We start from the raw sequence: 20,147 nt of genomic DNA, 5'->3' as shown, positions 1-20,147 counted from the left end.
TCAATAACAGCCGACTCTATTCGTAAGGCTGTACTTTTGTCAGATATAGCTAAAATCCTTACTGAGGGCGAGATTTGCTCTGACAAACCAGCTTCCAGAGAGGATGGTTGTGACCTTGCTGGCGAATCTTCATTACCCGCTGTCTAAGGCGAGTTCGTTCTTGCTTGGGCAGACCAAAAAGAATATTGCGGCTTTGCCACAGCAATACTGCCAGCGTTGTGCCCAAACAAAGGCCCAGTCCGGCTGTTGCCAAGCCATTGTAGCGAAAAGCAGCCCGGAAGGCGGCCCAGGTAAAGTATTCCAGCCACAGGTCGATGCTAGATCTGAGGCCCATGAAGCTCAAGAGGCCAACGGTTATCCACAGGCAAAATACAAACAACCATCGCCCATAGACCGTCAGTTGATGTAAACGCCCGATTTCTGCCTTCAATTGCGGATCTTGATATGCCATTGGGTCGGTAGGGTGTGTTTTGTCTTTTAAAAGTCTACCCATCACCGACTCTTAGTTCTCTTTTGGGCTGGGTATTGTTGCTTCAAAACTGGCGTTTTGAGGGGCGCGACGTTCACGCCACCAGCCAAGAAGCGTACTGGCGATAAAAATGCTGGAATAGGCTCCTGCTAAGAAACCGACCATCAGAGTTAGGGCAAAGTCTTTAAGAGTTTCGCCACCAAAGAAATAAATGGCCAGTAACGGGAGGGTTGTCGTGAGCGTGGTGTTGATTGAGCGTCCTAGCGTCTGGTTAACCGATAGGTCTACGGCTTCTCCAACATTTCCTTTACTGCCCTTGAGCTTAAAGTTTTCACGAATGCGGTCGTAGATAACCACAGTATCGTTGACTGAGAAGCCAATAATCGTCAGCAGACCAACGATGAATAGGCTGTTGACTTCTAAGCCAGTCACCAAACCCAGAATTGAGAAGGCCCCCATTGTAATTAAGATGTCGTGAAACAGAGCCACGATCGCAAACAGGGCATAGTCAAACTGGAAGCGAATGGTGAGATAGACAATAATGCCGCCAAAGGAGACAAATAGAGCCAATAAACCGGAGGTTAAAAGCTGCTTGCCCAGGGTGGGGCCAACGGTGTCGATCTGAGTCTTCTGATTGTCGAAGGTCCCTAGCTTTTCAACTAAGGCCGTTTGGAGGTCGGTTCGCTTCTCAACGTCTAAGGGCTGAGTTCGAATAGAAACGGCTTGCCTCTCGTTTCCTAGGACCTGAATATTACTGTTCCCGAGGCCCTTGTCTGAAAGCACAGACCGGACCTCTTCTGGGGTGATAGGGGACTGACAATCAGCCTGGGTGCAGTCCCGCTCAAACTGGAGACGGGTGCCGCCCAAAAAATCGAGTCCCAACCGCAGTGGAGCCTGGTACTGTTGCCACGAGAACACCATTGCGGCAATGCCCACGGCGATGGCGACAGCGGAGATAGACCACCACAGAGAACGGCGCTTGGTTAGGTTGAGTTTCATGAGACGACCTTTACCTTTTTCGTGTCAAATAGCTCGGCCTTACGCAGGTTGGGGAAGCTGATGGCTGAGAACATTAGGGTGCGGCTACAGGTAATGGCGGTGAACATGCTCATGCAAACGCCAATGGCGAGCGTAATGGCAAAACCGCGGACGAGGCCAGATCCTAACCAGATCAGCACGCTGCAGGCGATCAGCGTGGTGACATTGCTGTCTAGAATACTTGTGAAGGCGCGATTGAAGCCAGACTCAATAGAGCGATAGAGGGTCCGGCCTGATCTCAGCTCTTCGCGGGTGCGCTCAAAGATTAAAACATTGGCGTCTACGGCCATGCCAATACTCAAAATGAAGCCTGCTATTCCGGGTAGCGTTAAGGTGACGCCGACTAGGACAAAAATAGAAAAGGTTAGCAAGCCATAGACACAGAGGGCGACGTCAGCAATTACACCGGGCAATCGATAGTAGGCGACCATGAAAATCAGCACGAGCAAAAGACCACCGAGACCGGCATAGACGCTGCTGCGAATACTGTCTTTACCGAGGGTGGCTCCCACTGTGCGGTTCTCAACGATCTGTACGGGGACGGGTAAGGCACCACCCCGAAGCTGAACGGCGAGGTCGTTACCTGACTCTGCGGTAAAGCCACCGGTAATTTCAGCGCTACCGCCGGTAATGCCGCTCTCTGCAAATTTGACGTCTACGGTTGGAGAACTCAAAAGACGGCCATCGAGAAAAATGCCCAATGTACGTCCGGTGCCGGCTACGTTTTTGGTGAGTTCAGCAAATTTTTCTCCGCCTGTACCATCGAAGCGAATCACGACGGTCCACGAGTTCGATCCCTGCAGGGGCTGGGCAAAGGCATCGCGCAGATTGTCGCCGGTTAGGGTTGCCGGTTCGTAAAGCTTTGCGATCGCATCTTCACTTGCCTTTAGCTTCTCCTTAATATCTGTCAGGGCTTTCTCGGTCTCGGGCGTCTGCTCAGCAGCCTGTAGCTGTGCCTGCTCGATCAAATGCTCTTCCTGTAGCTGCCGCTCAATCAGAAGCTGGGCTTCAGACCCTTGCTTCTGCTGGCGAAAATCAAGCTGTGCCGTCCCGCCCAGAATTCGCTCTGCATCTTTGGGATCACTCACGCCGGGGAGCTGTACCAGAAGCTGACTGGTGCCGGAGGTTTGAACGAGCGACTCAGAAACGCCGAGTGCATTAATGCGACCTTCCACGACGCGCTGCACGGCCTCTAGTACCCGTGGCGTAATTTCGGGCACTTTCTCATTGGTTTGCACCTGCAGCGTCAGTTGAGAGCCACCCCTCAGGTCAAGTCCCAGCTTGATCGGCACCTGCGTGACCACGAACATCGCGCCGATCACAAGGGCCACAATAAAAGCTAGTAAAAATCGTTGTTTGCCAAGCACCTAAGCCACCTTGTCCGTCCAATGATGAATATATTTCCGGGGTCTAATGATAGCCTAACCATCGACTTCCTTCTAGAACCCAGGAGTCAGCCCAAACTTTCTGGGCGCTCGCTAAACCTGCAGCGCTACTATTTTTTGTACAGCTTCCACAATTTGCTGAGGCTGGACGATGGTGAGGTTTTCTAGCTTGCCGTTATAGGGAGTGGGAATGTCTTGAGAAGATAGACGGAGAACAGGCGCATCTAGTTCATCAAACAGTCGGTCATTGATTGAAGCCGTTAGTTCAGCACCAATGCCACCCGTTCTCATACATTCTTCAACAATAATCACGCGGTGGGTTTTGCGAATTGACTCGCCAATTGTGTCGAAGTCTAGAGGCTTGAGAGAAATCAGATCAATGACTTCAGGGTCATAGCCTTCTGCTGTCAGCGTTTTCACCGCCTGCAGGACATGGTGCCGCATCCGAGAGTAGGTCAAGATCGTCACGTCTTTGCCGGAGCGCACCACTTCTGCCTTATTGAGGGGCAGAACGTACTCTTCGCTGGGCAGCTCTTCTTTAAGGTTGTAAAGCAGCACATGCTCAAAGAATAAAACCGGATTGGGATCTCGAATCGCTGCTTTAAGCAGTCCCTTAGCGTTGTGGGGCGTCGAGCAGGCCACAATTTTTAGACCCGGAACAGCCTGAAAATAGGCTTCAAGGCGTTGGGAGTGTTCAGCTCCTAGCTGCCGTCCGACTCCGCCCGGTCCGCGAATTACCATCGGGATCTTGAAGTTACCGCCGGAGGTATAGCGCAGCATACCGGCGTTGTTAGCGATTTGGTTGAAGGCTAGGAGCAAGAAGCCCATGTTCATGCCTTCGATGATTGGCTTTAGCCCTGTCATGGCGGCACCCACAGCCATGCCGGTGAAGCTGTTTTCAGCGATGGGGGTATCTAGGACACGTAGGGCTCCATATTTGTCGTATAGCCCTTTTGTGACTTTATAGGAGCCGCCGTAATGGCCGACATCCTCGCCCATTACCATGACGGTCGGGTCTTTCCCCATCTCTTCATCAAGTGCTTCGCGCAGCGCATTAAATAACAGAACTTCAGCCATATTGATTGAGAAATCTACTACTGGTTACGGTAACAGAAGAGCGATCTCGTTCCGGGTTGCTGGACGAGTCTTCATTACTCCCTTAACATTATCCCTGGCATTGGTAAATTTGCCGATTCGTAAGTCTCAATCACATTTGTGGGCACACTCATGGTGAAGATGAGTCTAATATACGAGCTGCGAGAGCAGCAAAGTGTTCAAAGAGCTGCGAAAGCAGCAGATGTTCAAATTTTGGGAGCTTAATTTAGTGAGTGCAGGTTCACGCATCATCATTGCCGTCATTGCTTTAGTCTGCGCTGCTGGTTTCTTTCTGACGGCCCTCGAGCCAAACGGGTTGGCCGATTCCTATACTTTTTATGGATTTGCGGTTTTTTGTTTGGTGATTGCGATCTCGTCTCTTTCCCCCAAGAGCCACCCGATTACTCTACGCATGATCGGCACCATTATTTTCTGTGGCTACCTAACCCATGCTGGCGGCAGTCTCACCCACGGTCATCTGGGACGAGCTTTGGTTGGTCTGCTTGTCTGTGGCCTTCCCGCTGGTTACCTGGCTATCCAAGGGAAATATCTACGCTGGGGCGTATTGAAGCGTTAACTTTGCACGGCTTGGTGTAAATACTTTGCCCAGTCGGTTGCGATCGCAACATCCGTAAACGGCACCTGAATCGGCTCTGGCTGCGTCTTCGAAATCAGCTCAATCAAAACCTTGCTGCCCTCTTCAGGGGGCTGCTGCCAATCAACAATCTGATTATCAACACGAAGCTGCACAGCCTCAATTTCAGCAAAGCTACAGCTGATAAGATCCACCGGCCCCTTGCGCGTGGGCTTCCCCCAAGTCAAGGTTTCTCCTGCTTGACCCAGCACAGCATAGATATCGTACTTACTGCGTTCAAACTGCGCTGCCCACGTTTTGTAGGCTTCTACCTTTTGGTACTCTTGCCAGCCAAGCCAGCCCAAGCCGATAAAAACCAGCAGTAGAGCTGACCAAACTAATCCCTCTGTCATAGAAGACAACCTGAAAATATAGTCTTTGACATATTGATTAGGGCATTAGGAAAATTGAAAACGATGTCCGCTGGAGAAGTGCTGTCCTAACTCAGCTGGCGACGGCTATACGTCTGTCCTAGGGGAAAGTCTCCCCCTAGGCTAAGCTCTTCCAGGCTACAGCAGATTAATCAGCCCACGACTGCCCGTAGTCATCGCCCATAAATGGAACAACGCCTGTTGCGGGATAGTGATGTTCTGCTGGCGTAAAAGTCCGCACCATTGCTTCCGTTAGATAGCGAAACGCTTGATTGAGCATTTGCATGAGTTTCATGGCTTGCTTCCTCAGTGACAACATGCAGATGATGCATCACCCGCATCTGGATGCCTCAATCATAGCCAAAAACATCAGTTGTTTTGATGAAGCTTATTAGCTTTTCTTATCTAAATCGTTTACAAAAGCTATTGTTTGTGTTGAGAGGGGCGAGGATTAGACACATTCTTGACGGCATGTCAGCTTTCAAGGCATGATGAATATTCCTTGGGGCTATAGCTCAGTTGGTAGAGCACCTGCATGGCATGCAGGGGGTCAGCGGTTCGAATCCGCTTAGCTCCATTTTTAGATTTCAGCATAAAGACTCTCTATTGCATCCCTCTTGTCTGGTCTAATTGTTCTTGCTAGACAGCTTCGCCGTCAAAATAAGCATGGCTTAGATTTAGGGGCGGCTGCGTTTTGAACATGATTGCTTCAGGCTGCTTGCCCAGAACTTTCAGCTTTGCATTGACTGACTTAAGCCAACTTTAAACGAAAATACTGCTGGCCTTAATCTCTTCTTGTCCTGGTATTTACATATCCTTGGGAATCTAATCAAGGGGATTTCGGCTGCGGTCAAGTCTGAGTGTTAAGCAGCGTAAATCTTGAGCGTTTATTTAGCTGCAGCTCATTAGTTGAAGAACTAACAAATATTTTGAGGTTTTCTAATCAGCCTCCTGGTTGTTTGCCTGCAATCGCTGATTCTCTACTTTCCTGCTTCAGTCTCACTCTGCAGCGTGAGCCTGAAATAAGGTTCTGTGACGGCAGGAGTCTCTTTGCTGGAGTGTTTGGAGCTTCTGATAGCTTGCTCTGTCTCTGACTTGGACGTTGTTGTCTAGTTTTAACTTTTCCCGTTCGGTGCTGAAAAACGGCGTTGGAAAAGCGAATCTGATCGCGCATTCAGTTAATTCAATTTTTCTTTTTCTATAGGTAAAGGTTTTCCATGGCAATTGAACTCAATCAAATTGGTACATTTGCGACGGGTGTCTTCGATGAAAGCGCCGCTGAAATTGTGGCCTTTGACTCAGTTAGTCAAAGACTCTTTGTTGTCAATGGTGATAGTAACGGTATTGATGTTCTTGATCTCTCAGACCCAACCCGTCCGACCCTCATTGACGCGATTGACGTCAGCCTCAGCGGTGGACCTAACAGCGTTGCCGTTGCCAATGGAGTTGTTGCTGTCGCTCTAGAGGATGTCACAGCCACCGAAACTGGAACGGTTGCCTTCTTTGATGCAGCTGACCTAAGCCTCTTGAATGTCGTTGGAGTCGGCGTTTTGCCAGACGCCGTCACCTTTACGCCGAATGGTACCAGGCTAGTAGTGGCGAATGAGGGCGAACCCGTTGGTGATGACGATGATTTGCTGACTTTCGATCCCGAAGGGTCTATAAGTATCATCGATCTAACTGAGGGAGTAGAGGGTGCAACCGTAGCAACGGCTGATTTCTCTGCCTTTAATGGACGCGAGAACGATTTGCGAGGTGACGGTGTTCGCATCTTCCCCGGTCGCACCGTTGCTCAAGATTTAGAGCCTGAATTTATCTCTGTCGCTCCCGATGGCAGCACTGCCTTTGTGACGCTGCAAGAGAACAATGCCATTGCAGTGGTCAATCTTGAAACTGCCGAGTTGGTGGATATTCTACCCCTGGGCGTTACAGACTTTAGTCGAGGATTGCCGCAGCTCGAAACCTTTGATATTCCTGACCTAACAACAGACTCCTTTCAAATCGGAACGGATGCTGATGGCAATCCCATTTTTCTAGGTGGGCTGTCGGGACTCGCCTTCGATGGCGTCAATCCAGAGAACGGTAATCCGCGGTTCTTGGCTATTAATGATCGTGGCCCCGTTAGTGGCACGATTGATACGCCCGATCCTGATTCAAGCAATCGCCCTTTCTTGGTTCCCGATCTTCAGGTCACCGTCCTCACACTCGAGTTAGATGAAGCCTCTGGTCAGGTTTCTGTTGTCGATCGCCTGGGCCTGACCCGTGAGGTAGACGGGGCCCAAGTTCCCATCACAGGACTGCCAAACATTCCAGGATTTTTTGAAGTACCCGTTGATCCGGCTACAGGTGAGCCACTGCCCAACGACCCTTTTGGCCTAGACAGCGAAGGCATTGTCAGAGCCCCGAACGGTAACCTCTTTGTTGCTGACGAACAGGGACCCTCTATCAATGTCTTTTCCTCTGAAGGCGTATTGATTGATCGATTTGTGCCCACTGGCTTTGCCGCCCAAGACGAATCAGGTGCGACCGCCGGAACGTTTGGGACTGAAACACTCCCTGAAGTTTACTTGAACCGTCGCAACAACCGAGGGTTCGAAGGCATCGCTTTTGATGATGAACGCAACATCGTGTACGGCTTTATTCAAACGCCACTTTCTAACCCCGATACTGACACCAGTAACGGATCTAGCATCCTGCGGATTTTAGGCATTGATCCAACGACTGGAGAGCCAGTGGAGGAATTTGTCTACGTTCTGCAAACGCCATCATTGATCACCACAGATTCTGGGATCGACTTTGGTGATGCTGAAGTCGATCGCATTGGCGATGTGGTGTTCGCAGGAAATGGACAATTTTATGTCATTGAACGCGATAACGAAGACATCGATACAGCCCAGCAACGCATTTTTCAGATTGACCTCCAGGGAGCCACAAATATTCTGGGGACCGATTTATCCAACGCAACTGAAGGCACCACAATAGAGCAGCTCTCCCCTGATGAACTTGTCGCAGCAGGCATTCAACCTGTTAACAAGATTCAAGTCACGAATTTACCGTCCCTTGGTTTTAGTCCTAGTGCTCAAGCCGAAGGCTTGGCTCTCCTTGAGGATGGCCGCCTTGCCGTCATTAACGACAACGACTATGAAGGCCCTGGCACATCCACTCAACTGGGGCTAATCAGCTTCGATGAAGCCACCAATGGCTTAGATCCTAGCGATGAAGATGGGGGTATCAATATTGATAATTTTCCGGTTTTTGGATTGTTCCAGCCCGACACCATTGCTTCTTTTGATGCCAATGGTCAGACCTTCTTCATCACAGCTAACGAAGGTGATGGACGAGATAGTTTTGACGATCTCACCGATATTGAGCGTGTCGAAGATTTGACACTCGACCCAGAGGCGTTTCCTGATGCTGCCAATCTCCAGCTCGAAGAGAACTTGGGGCGTCTAGAGGTTTCCAGCGTAGATGGGGACATCGATGGTGATGGCGACTTCGATCAGCTATTTGCCTTTGGCTCCCGTTCTTTTTCTATCCGCGATGCCTTGGGCAATTTAGTGTTTGACAGCGGGGACCAGCTCGAACGGATTACGGCAGAGTTACTTCCAGAAGCCTTCAACTCCGATAATGATGAAAATGGGAGTTTTGATAGCCGTAGCAATGACAGTGGGCCAGAGCCAGAAGGCCTCGCGGTGGGCGTTGTGGGCGATCGCACCTACGCCTTTATCGGTCTAGAGCGGATTGGTGGCATTGTGGTGTTCGATGTCTCTGATCCGGCAAACTCTGAGTTTGTTCAGTACATCAACAATCGTGACTTCACCGTTGATGTGGAGCTACCCGACGGCACACTGAACCCTGCGGCAGGCGATCTTGGCCCTGAGGGATTGCTGTTTATTTCTGCTGAAGACAGTCCCAACGGTTCTCCTTTACTTGTCGTCGGTAACGAAGTCAGCGGGAGTACTACGATTTTCGAGATTGATGATTTAGGCGATGGTGACGGCCTAACCTCTATCTCCACGATTCAGGGAGAGGGCCATGTCTCGACGCTGGTGGATAGCGATGTGACGACGAGTGGTGTTGTGACCGCAGTGGCCTTCAATGGTTTCTACCTGCAAGACCCCACCGGCGACGGCAACGACAACACTTCAGATGGCATTTTTGTGTTCACTGGGTCTACCCCTGACATTGCCGTGGGTGATCAGCTAGAGGTTGCTGGCACCGTGGGCGAATTTATTCCAGGTGGGGCCGATACCGGTAACCTCTCCATTACTCAGATTGCATCTTCTGAGATTACGGTTCTTTCCAGTGGTAATGCTTTGCCAGAAGCTGTGGTGATTAGGCAGAGTGGCCGGTCACCGTCGAATACAACCGTCATTAGTGACGATGAGCTGCCGGTGAATCTACGGGATACAGCCGACGATGCGGCGAATACTTTTGATCCAGAAAATGATGCCATTGATTTCTTTGAAAGTATTGAAGGTCAGCGGGTCACGATTGAAGATGCGGTCACCGTCTCACCGACGCGGGTCTTTGGTGACTTCTCTGCAGAAGCCTTTACGCTTCCTAACCAGGGGGCAACGTCTGACGATCCGCCCAACAGTCGGGGCGGTATTCCCCTCAACTCTGGTCCTGACAATACTGGCGATCAGAATCCAGAGCGGGTTCAGATCCAGTTTGATCCCACAATTTCTGGAGAAGAGATACCACCGGCTTTAAACGTGGGTGATCAGCTTGGAGATGTAACGGGAGTGGTCGGTTACAGCTTCGGTAACTTCGAGGTTAATGTGACAGGACCCGTCAATGTCGTTACCCCCGGTGGCCTGGAGCAGGAAGTCACAACGCTAACGGGGAGCGAGGATCAGCTGACGATTGCCAGCTACAACGTCTTGAATTTGACCAGTACAGCGGCGGTGGAAGATGATGTCACCGATCCCGATGCGCGACAACGATCGCTGCTGGCCGAGCAGATTGTGGCTAATCTTGGTTCACCTGACATTATTGCGCTCCAGGAAATCCAAGATAACGATGGGGCAAGTGGAGGAGATAACATTGCGGTCAGTGACGCTTCTCAGACTCTGCAGGATTTAGTCGATGCGATCGCAACTTCAGGCGGCCCCACCTACGAGTTTTTTGACGTCTTTGCCGACTCCAGCGCCGACGAAAGTACGATTCCACAGGGTGGCGTTCCCGGCGGCAATATCCGCAATGCTTTCCTCTATAACCCCGAACGGGTCTCGCTCGACTCTACCGAAGCTTTGACACCTGCCAATCTAGAATCAGCCGGTGTCAGCAATCCTGACGCCCTCGCTGGTAGCCGCATTCCTCTTGCAGGAACCTTCTCCTTCAATGGTGAGGCCGTCACGGTCATTAATAATCATTTCTCCTCTCGGTTTGGATCGACCCCTATCTTTGGTGGCACTCAGCCCTTTGTGCAAGCTGCTGAAGCAGAGCGGGAAGCTCAATCCCTGGCGATTAACGAGTATGTTGATGCTGCGTTGGCCGCGCAGTCTGATGCCAATATCGTTGTGACGGGTGATCTGAATACCTTTCAGTTCACGAATGACCTTGCTGAGATTCTGCCGGGTACCGGAGATGAGCAGGTTTTGACGAACCTCGTCTCCCAAGCTGAGGCCGGTGGAGATGCCTCAACCTTCATTTTCGATGGCAACAGTCAGGTCCTGGACCACTCGTTTGTCAGCGATTCGCTACTCCCAGAGGCGAAATTTGACATTGTTCACGTTAATAACGACTTTACCCGTGACGATAATGCAATTGAATTTAACGATACGGTGGTCGCCAGTGACCACGAACCTCTTGTGAGTCGCTTGAATATCGGCACTGATGCACCAGCCAGTAACTTCACGCTGCAGATTCTCCATGCATCGGATTTAGAGGGGGGAGTCGATGCCATTGGGCGCGCCCCCAATTTTGCGGCTCTCATTGATAATTTTGAAGATCAGTTTGAGAACTCCATCACGCTTTCGGCAGGCGATAACTATCTCGCCGGTCCCTTCTTTAATGCCGCAGGCGATCAGGCTGCGTTCCGAGATAGCGGCATCTTTAACGACCTCTACAACGGCCTCTTCAACTTGCCGGCGGATGTGGATGGCGATGCGATTGAAGATTTCTACGCTGGTTTGCGCGAAGGCGGTGGCCGAGTCGATATCGCGATCATGAACCTGATAGGTTTCGATGCCTCAGCAATCGGTAACCACGAATTTGACCTCGGTTCGGATACCCTGGCCGATATCATTGCGCCTGATTTCAGAGATCCAGGTCTTGAAGACGATCGCAATGTCGGCGCTCTATTCCCTTACCTCTCAGCAAACCTTGATTTCTCCGGTGATGAAGTGCTTAGTGAGCTGTTCACCAATGAGATCCTGACGAATACAGACTTCCGCACGGGGCCGGAGCAATCCCTTGCAGGGACTGAAGTACCGAAGATTGCTCCCTCGACGATTATTGACGAAGGTGGTGAACAAATCGGCGTCATTGGTGCCACCACCCAGATTCTGGACAGTATTTCTTCACCCACGGGCACAACCGTCATTGGTCCCCAAGAGAACAACATGGTGGCCCTAGCGGAGACCCTACAGCCCGAGGTGGATCGCCTCCGTGACCTGGGCATCAACAAGATCGTCTTGGTCTCTCACCTGCAGCAAATTGCACTGGAGCAGGAGTTAGCGGGTCTTTTAGACGGTGTGGATGTGATTATTGCCGGCGGCTCCGATACGCTCTTGGCCGATGCAACAGATACGCTCCGACCCGGCGATGTAGCTGATGGGGACTATCCCTTTGAGACCACCGATGCCAACGGCAACCCTGTGCTGATCGTCAGTACAGACGGTGAATATAGCTATGTGGGTCGTCTGGTTTTAGAGTTTGATGCTGAAGGTAACGTGATTACCGATAGCGTTGATTCTGAGGTGAGTGGCGCCTATGCCACCACAGATGAGGTGGTCAATGAGGTATACGGGACTGAGGGTGTCGAAGATGCGATGGCCGAAGGCCGGCCTTCGGCCATCGCATCTTCGACAAAAGCCACCGGAGTTCAGCAGCTTACCAATGCCGTCTCGGATGTCGTAGCAGAGCAAGACGGCAACGTCTTTGGTCAAACCGATGTCTTTATCGACGGTCGGCGAGAGAGCGTCCGCACCGAAGAGACCAATATTGGAAACTTGACTGCCGATGCCAACCTTGCAGCGGCACAGGCCTTTGACGAGACCGTTGTTCTTTCTCTTAAGAACGGCGGCGGGATTCGGGCACCCATCGGCGAAATCGACGCCGACGGTAAGGAGTTACCGCCACAGGCTAACCCTGTTTCGGGCAAGGAAGAAGGTCAAATTTCTCAGCTAGATATCGATAATTCTCTCCGCTTCAACAACAGCCTGACGCTGCTGACCTTGACGGCTGATCAGCTACTAGAGGTAGTTGAGCACAGCGTTGCGGCCACTGAAGAAGGCGCTACACCCGGTCAGTTTTCTCAGATTTCTGGGGTTCAATTTAGCTTCGATCCCGATGCTGACCCTGGCGATAGAGTACAGTCTCTTACGATCACAGATGCAGACGGCAACGATATCGACACCGTGGTTCAAGGCGGAGAGCTGGTGGGCGAGACCAGCCGCACTTTCCGCATTGTGACCCTGAATTTCCTTGCCGATGGTGGTGACGGATATCCGTTCCCCACAGGTCCAGAGGCTAATCGTGTTGATCTTCCTGATGTATTGACCGATGCTGGCGCTGCAACCTTCGCCGATCCAGGCACCGAGCAAGATGTGCTTGCTGAGTACTTGGCCACTAACTTCCCGGCGGACGATGATGCGACGACGCCTGCCTTCAGCGACGCAGAAACGGATCCAGCAGAAGACACTCGCATCCAGAACCTCAACTTCCGTGAGGATACGGTGATCGATGCCCCTCAGGTGAATGAGATTACCGGCACCAACTTCAGCGACGTGCTGATCGGAACTGCTGAATCAGATGCCATCGAGGGGCTGAACGGTAACGACGTGATCCGAGGGCTGTTGGGTGATGATTTCCTGTTAGGCAATAATGGCTCCGACAATATTCGAGGAGGAGCAGGCCACGATACTCTATTGGGCGGCAACGGCTTTGACCGACTGGATGGCAGACGCGGTGATGATGTTATCGAGGGCGGTAATGGTAACGATTTTATCCTTGGCGGCAGGGGAGCTGACTTGTTATCAGGAGGCGCAGACCGTGACCAAATTGCAGGCAACCTTGGGGCTGATACGCTGATTGGCGGGTCGGGCCGTGATCTGCTCTCTGGAGGACGTGGCGCTGATCTGTTTGTTCTAGAAGTCGGTCAAGGTCGAGATTTCATTCGTGACTTCGAGATGGGGCAAGATGCTCTGGGGCTATCGGATGGGTTGACCGTTGATCAGCTCGGGGTCTCCATTCAAGGCGGCAATACCCTGATTGTTTTTGAGGAGGAGAATCAGCAACTTGCCGTGTTGAGTAATGTCGCTGCGGAGGTAGAAGATTTGACCTTTCAAACCTTCTCATCCGTAGTTTAATCGTCAACTGCCCTCGAAGCAGTGCTGCGTATTATCTCAATGTCTTTCTGAATTTCTAAGAAGTCTGAATTGATGAAATTTCAATAGTAGTCTTTGTGATTGCTTCTAGTGTCAGCTTGATGAAACTAATTCTTAAACTCTTATTCATCTGGCCTTAGGTAGTTGTTAATTCGCCTGATCAATTAGGTGGATGTCGGTTTTTATGAAAGTATTCCTTTTGACTTGAGTTAAATGAAAATGATCGGCTGTTTTTGCATAGCACTGAATTTAATTTAACTATTACTCCTGATAAAGCATATAGCAATATTATTCTCTGAAAGATTGGCATATTAATTTGTTGCGGAAGGCTACTGGAGAGCAAACATGCTCTCCAGTAGATTGCCTCTAACTTGGTTTTAATAGCCAACCACTTATGAGTTGTTGGTAGAAAAAAAACTGATGTTTAAGCTGAAATCTGAGGTTGAGCTTGAGAGAAATTAGATGAAAAATAAATACTCATTTGTGTACCGAACTAGAAATGTAGTCTATTTCTCCTTCTTGCTGAAATCCGTTATCTTTTTTTAGATGATGGCTTTTTGTATAAATGAAGATACTTAAAAAACAGAATTTATGAAAAATAGTTTTTATGAATACATCTACGTGTCATTATGAATTTAATTTTATCTTAGTGGTTTTTGAACTAGACTTTAACCTGTTTTCGCTGTGATGGTGAGACTATGCTTATTAGGGATATGAGAGTACTTGTATTTTTACGTATCTCTTGATCCTGTTTAATGAGTTTGGATTTTGCGTAGCATTTTTAGCACGTATTTCATGATTGATTCTCTTCTTTGATGCAGTTGATGTAGTTGGGAATTTTTGTTTTAGATATTGTTTTTTCTTCTCTTGAGAGTGCCTTTTCGCAGTTTTTAATGTGATTTTGGAAAGCTGTTGTCCGTTTCGCTTTTAGTAATAAGCCCAGAGTATTAGTTCTCCGATTGAGGTGAAGACTATGACGAGTAATGTCATTTTTATCCATCCAGATGGTGCGGACCCGTCCCACTTTGCAGCCGCCCGTTTTGAATCAGTGGGCCCCGATGGTCGCTTGAATTGGGATGAAGCCCCTGCTGCTGGTGTCTATCTTGGGCATCTGGATGATCAGGTTGTGGCAACGTCTAATGCAGGCGCTGTGGTTCACGCCTACGGCATCAAGGCCGTGGCTCCCAGCTTTGGCTTTGATGAAAATGGTGATGAATACCAGTCTCTAGCTGCCTTACAGGGGCAGAATGTTGCTGGTTCGGCTCCAAATGCAACCGCGCTGGAAGAGGCCATTGTTGCGGGTCGTCCGACAGCCGTCATTAACTCAGGTTTCGTTGCTGAGCCTGGGACGGGTGTTTTTCTGGCTGATGCTGAGAGCCGTAGCGATCGCGAGGGCATCACCGCCCAGGTTTTGGAATCTGGCGTGAACGTAATCATGGCTGCGGGTGAAATTGATTATTTACCCATCGGAACGACTGGTTTCTTCGGCCAAGAAGGGACCCGCACCGATGGTCGTAACTTGATTGAAGAAGCAGAGGCACTGGGTTACACCGTTGTCTACACTCATGAGCAGTTGGAAAGCCTTCCAGCAGATACCGAGCGAGTTTTGGGTGTGTTTGCTGCCGATGATACCTACAACGATGTGCCCGAAGGACAACTCATTGAAGATGGTCTTGTCGATGAAAACGGTGAACTGATTACCTACGGTCAGCCACCCATTAACCCCAATCCGCCCACTGTGGCCGAGATGCTGCAGGCAACACTCAATCTTGATCTCTTTAGTCAAGAAGAAGATGGTTTTTTCATTGTTCTCGAAGAAGAAGGCACAGACAACTTCGGCAACAATAACAATGCCCGCGGCACAATTGATGCCACCTTAAGAGCCGATGCTGCTATTGGGGTAGCCCGAGATTTTATTGAGAACGTCAACTCTAATACCTTTGTCGTCACCGCTGCCGACAGTGCGGGAGGCGCTTTAGAGATTGATGATGTTTCCGGTCCGACGGTGGGAACCACCACCACCCAGCCACAGTTGGACGAAGCAGGAGAAGATAGCGGTATTACAGTTCCGCTGGATGGGACTACTGGCAGTGATACCGCACCCTTTGTCAGTGCTCCTGATGCCAACGGCAACAGCTATGAATTCGGTGTTGCTTGGGCAGGCCTACCGGACTTCGCGGGCAGTATTGTTTCTAAGGCTTACGGGGAAGGGGCTGAGCGCCTACCTGCAACTCTCGATAACACAACCATTTATCGATTAATCTACGAGAGTCTGTTTGATGTTCGTTTAGATGCACCAGAGGGCGTGCCTGATGATCTCGTGCCTCGTGAAGCGCCAGAACCGACGTCCGATACTGGCAATGTGATTTTCATTCATCCGGACGGAACCAGTCCTTCCCACTATGCGGCGGCAAGGCTTGCATCCAAAGGGACTGATGGTCGCCTGAATTGGGATCAGTTGAGTAACGCGGGCGTTTATCTAGGCCATATTGAAGATCGTCTAGTTTCTACATCAAACGCTGGGGCTGTTGTTCACGCCTACGGTGTTAAACCCTTTTCGGGCAGTTTTGGGTTTGATGCGCCGGTTGATGAAGGAGGTCAAGAGATTACTGCGCTCTCTGGTCAGAATGCCACCATTGCCCAAGAGGCCCAGGCCGCAGGAAAAGCAGTCGGTATCATTAACTCTGGCTTTATTGCTGAACCCGGAACCGGCGTCTTTCTGGCTGATGTGGACAATCGGGGCCAAACGGAGGAAATTACCGCTGAAATCTTGGATCAGCGACCAGATGTGATCCTTGGGGCCGGTGAAACCGATTACCTGCCAGTTGGAACCACTGGTGTTTTTGGCGAAGAAGGGACGCGTACTGACGGCCGCAACCTGATTGAAGAAGCTGAAGCAGCAGGTTATACAGTTGTTTTTGACCGCGAGGAACTGCTGGCCGTTGATTCTACTACCACCGATCGCCTGTTAGGCATCTTTGCTGCTGAAGATACCTATAACGACTTTTCTGAGGACGAACTGCGGCGAGATGGATTGGTGGATGAGAATGGCGATTTAATCCTTTACGGTCAGCCGCCCCTAAATCCCAATCCACCTACTGTTGCTGAGATGCTCCAGGTGGCGCTGCCCATTCTAGACCGCGATCCTGATGGTTTCTTCTTAGCTTTGGAAGAAGAAGGAACAGACAACTTTGGTAACGATAACAATGCTGCCGGCACCATTGAAGCAGCCCTGCGTGCGGATGAGGCAATTGGTGTTGCTCTTGATTTTGTTGATAATACTGATCCCAACACCTTGGTGATTACGGCTGCAGATTCTGACGCAGGGGGGCTAGAGGTTGATGATGTGCCTATTGATGGATTTGGACTTGATCCAGAGCTGCCTGATTCTGGGCTAACACTTCGGACTCAAGCCGAATTGGCTGCCTTTGGTGATGAAGCCGACGGCACACTGGTCCAAGTCGATGATGTTGACGGTAGCAATGACGTGCCTGGTTTCAGCACTGATATCTTTGAACCATTTGTGACTGGGGCTCCTGATGCGAACGGCGATACGTTTGAGTTTGGCGTTGCCTGGGCTACTGATTCTGACGTTAACGGAGGGATTGTCTCCAAAACCTATGGTCTAAACGCAGACCTACTGCCAGCCACGACAGACAACACTGATATTTATCGGGTGGCATATCAAACGCTGTTTGGAGTGGCACCCGACGCGCCGAGCTCGGAGTTGGTTGGCTTTGCTTCCCTGCCTGCCGATACCTTTGCTGAAGGGCCACCTGCCGGAAACGATGACGGTGAGGGTAACCCTATTGATGCTAATGGCCGCACCGGTCCTTTTGAAGGGCAGCCTGTCCAGGGCTTTAGTGGTGTTCAGTTTGCTGACAGAGACGGCAGCTTCTGGTTTTTGTCTGACAATGGTTTCGGCGCTCAAGAAAACAGTGCTGATTACCTTCTCAGACTCTATAGGGCTGACCCCAGTTTTGTCGGTTCTGAAGGGGGCGACGGCAGTGTTGAGATTGAAGATTTTATTCAGCTCAGCGATCCCAATGGCCTGATTCCCTTCGATATCCAAAACGGAGACACGACCGAGCGTTTGCTCACCGGGGCTGACTTTGATATTGAATCCTTCGTCATTGGCAGCAATGGTGACATCTACGTCGGTGATGAGTTTGGTCCCTATCTGCTCCACTTTGGTGCGAACGGGACGTTGTTGGATGCCCCGATTCCGACCCCCAATCCAGTAGAACTCAATACGCTTAATAGTCAAGATCCCATTGTGATTGGTCACCGGGGAGCTAGCGGTGTTTTGCCTGAGCATACGCTTGAGGCTTATCGAGTTGCGATCGCACAAGGCGCAGACTTCATCGAACCAGATTTGGTCAGCACCAAAGACGGTGTTCTCATTGCCCGTCATGAACCGATCCTGGACGACACCACCAACGTCGCTGAGGTCTTCGGTTCTGAACGGATGTCTACAAAGTTTCTGGATGGCGTTGAAACAACAGCTTACTTCGCTGAGGATTTTACCCTCGCTGAGATCAAGCAGCTTCGTGCCGTTCAGTCCCGCAATTTCCGCTCTCAAGATTTCAATGATGCCTTCGAAATTCCCACGTTCCAGGAAGTTATTGAGCTAGTTCAAGAAGTTGAGGCTGAGACTGGCCGAGCCGTGGGTATCTACCCTGAAACAAAGCATCCTACCTTCTTTGATCTCCAGGGACTTTCTTTAGAGGAGAAACTCATTGATACACTCCAAGAAACTGGCTTTACTGACCCCAATCGGATCTTTATTCAATCCTTTGAATTTCAGAACCTGATCGAACTTCAAGCGATGCTGGATGCCGAAGATCTTGGTGATATTCCCCTCGTGCAGCTCTATGGAAATGCCACCGATGGCGCAAATCCTGATGAGACGTTCTCGGTGCCTTTTGATATCCGCTTTAATGTGCAGCAGCGCAATAATCTAGTGGAAATCTATGGCCAGGAATTCCTTGATGCTGCTGAAAATCCGCTGTCTGAGGACACGCTCTACAGCGACCTCGATAACCCTGAATTTTTGCAGGTGATCAGTCAACGATACGCTGAAGGTGCAGGTCCATGGAAAAATAACTTCCTGCTCAGAGACGCGCTAGAAACACCTGTCGACGCTGACGGTGATGGCGTCGCTGAAATCACTAGCCAGCTCACAGGCGAAGTGACATCCTTTGTTGATGATGCCCACGATGCAGGTCTGCAGGTTCATCCCTATACCCTGCGCAATGAAGAGCGATTCCTAACTCTGAATGCAGACGGAACGTCCCAGACTCCGGAAGAAGAGATTCAGCAACTGATTGAGATCGGGGTAGACGGTTTCTTCACTGACTTTCCCAATACCGGTGACTTGGTTCGAGATCAGTTGGTGGCGGATCAGGTGCGATCGCCTCAGAATCCAGACGTTCAGTCCGGTGATGCAGTGGCTAACATTAACGGTTCTAGAGGGTTTGAAGGTTTAGCCATTAGCCCCGATCGTCAAACCCTCTACCCACTCTTAGAAGGGACCGTAGAAGGTGATCCCGAAGGCTCGCTTCGCATCTACGATTTTGATGTGGCCTCTAGTGAATACCAAGGCGTTTTGGGCCGCTATCAGCTTGATGACCCTAGCCACGCCATCGGTGACTTCACCGCGATTAACGCCAGCGAATACCTGGTGATTGAGCGCGATGGCAACCAAGGCGAGGAGGCCGCATTCAAGAAAATCTTCAAGGTGAATCTCTCAGATATAGACGAAGAAGGTTTCGTTCGCAAAGAAGAGCTGGTTGATTTACTTGATATTCAAGACCCTAACGATCTCAATGGCGATGGAGAAACCACCTTTGATTTCCCCTTCGTGACGATTGAGGATGTTCTGGTGCTAGATGAGGATACCTTACTGGTCGCCAACGACAACAACTATCCCTTCTCTGTGGGGCGCGGACCTGACATCGACAATAACGAGATTATCCAAATCAAGTTAGAACAGCCTTTAGATATTGATCCGCGAGTGGGTTTAGCAGGGGTTGATAGAGCCGGTATTTCAGGAACTGATGATCGTGATGTGCTAATCGGAACCGCTGATGCTGATTTTATTGAGGGACTGAACGGCGATGATGTGCTTCGTGGTTTAGTCGGTAACGATTTTCTCGAAGGCGGTGCCGGACGCGACAATATTAAAGGGGGTGCGGGTCGTGACACCCTTGATGGTGGCGAGGATCGCGATATTCTCTTCGGAAAACGAGGCAACGATCTGTTGCTAGGTGGCGACGGTCTAGATCGGATCATAGGGGGGCGCGGCGAAGATACGCTCGTTGGAGGTGCCGGTCGTGATGTTTTGACTGGTGGTATTGGAGCTGATGTGTTCGTTCTTGAAGTGGATCAGGGCAGAGACACAATCAGTGACTATCAGGTCGGCGTGGATACCCTCGGATTGGCTGACGAATTAACGGTTGAACAGTTGGGCGTTACTGTCGGAACTGAGAACACGTTTATTCAACTGCTCGAGACAGGACAGAACCTCGCTGTTCTCGATGGGGTGAAGGCCAATCAAGACAAACTCACGTTCGAGAGCTTCTCTACTATTGTTTAGCT

Annotated in this window: 9 protein-coding genes and 1 tRNA gene; 4 read left to right on the top strand and 6 right to left on the bottom strand. The window is 50.4% G+C overall.

Going from position 1 to position 20,147, the window contains the following annotated elements; translation table 11 throughout:
* Positions 1-58 precede the first annotated feature (58 nt).
* From C1752_RS19025 to C1752_RS19010, 4 genes are all read right to left on the bottom strand, one after another.
* Positions 59-493 carry a hypothetical protein gene (locus tag C1752_RS19025; protein ID WP_233501726.1) on the bottom strand — a complete coding sequence of 145 codons (435 nt, stop codon included), beginning with the start codon at positions 491-493 and terminating at the stop codon, positions 59-61.
* A 9-nt stretch (positions 494-502) separates the two neighbouring features.
* Positions 503-1,468 (bottom strand): protein translocase subunit SecF, encoded by a 966-nt coding sequence (gene secF, locus C1752_RS19020; RefSeq protein ID WP_110987634.1) that lies wholly within the window; start codon positions 1,466-1,468, stop codon positions 503-505.
* On the bottom strand, positions 1,465-2,817 hold the full coding sequence (secD, locus tag C1752_RS19015; RefSeq protein ID WP_110987658.1) for a protein translocase subunit SecD: 1,353 nt from the start codon (positions 2,815-2,817) through the stop codon (positions 1,465-1,467). Before secD ends, secF begins: the two co-directional genes overlap by 4 nt.
* Positions 2,818-2,985: 168 nt before the next feature.
* Positions 2,986-3,969 (bottom strand): alpha-ketoacid dehydrogenase subunit beta, encoded by a 984-nt coding sequence (locus C1752_RS19010; RefSeq protein WP_110987633.1) that lies wholly within the window; start codon positions 3,967-3,969, stop codon positions 2,986-2,988.
* A 247-nt stretch (positions 3,970-4,216) separates the two neighbouring features.
* On the opposite strand from C1752_RS19010, the gene C1752_RS19005 reads away from it, so the two are divergent.
* Positions 4,217-4,564: a hypothetical protein gene (locus tag C1752_RS19005; RefSeq protein ID WP_146242379.1), complete on the top strand. Its 348-nt coding sequence runs from the start codon at positions 4,217-4,219 to the stop codon at positions 4,562-4,564.
* On the opposite strand, the gene C1752_RS19000 is transcribed toward C1752_RS19005, so the two are convergent.
* Complete coding sequence (locus C1752_RS19000; RefSeq protein ID WP_110987631.1) at positions 4,561-4,974, bottom strand: hypothetical protein; 414 nt, start codon at positions 4,972-4,974, stop codon at positions 4,561-4,563. The genes C1752_RS19005 and C1752_RS19000 overlap by 4 nt on opposite strands.
* A 166-nt stretch (positions 4,975-5,140) precedes the next feature.
* Entirely contained in the window at positions 5,141-5,287 is a 147-nt protein-coding gene (locus C1752_RS29045) for a hypothetical protein (protein WP_199464450.1), read from the bottom strand.
* Between the two features lie 209 nt (positions 5,288-5,496).
* Here C1752_RS29045 and C1752_RS18995 point away from each other — a divergent pair.
* The 3 genes from C1752_RS18995 to C1752_RS29380 all read left to right on the top strand — a co-directional run bounded on the left by C1752_RS18995 (position 5,497) and on the right by C1752_RS29380 (position 20,145).
* Positions 5,497-5,569 (top strand) — tRNA-Ala (locus tag C1752_RS18995).
* Between the two features lie 640 nt (positions 5,570-6,209).
* Complete coding sequence (locus C1752_RS18990) at positions 6,210-13,529, top strand: choice-of-anchor I family protein (protein ID WP_110987630.1); 7,320 nt, start codon at positions 6,210-6,212, stop codon at positions 13,527-13,529.
* Between the two features lie 991 nt (positions 13,530-14,520).
* Positions 14,521-20,145, top strand: coding sequence for an alkaline phosphatase (locus C1752_RS29380; protein WP_110987629.1), 5,625 nt, complete (start codon positions 14,521-14,523; stop codon positions 20,143-20,145).
* Positions 20,146-20,147: the final 2 nt, after the last annotated feature.

The sequence above is a fragment of the Acaryochloris thomasi RCC1774 genome (assembly GCF_003231495.1).
In the GTDB taxonomy this organism is placed as follows: Bacteria; Cyanobacteriota; Cyanobacteriia; order Thermosynechococcales; family Thermosynechococcaceae; genus RCC1774.
The sequence above is the reverse complement of the archived record's forward strand: the minus strand, read 5'-3'. Positions and strand labels throughout refer to the sequence as shown.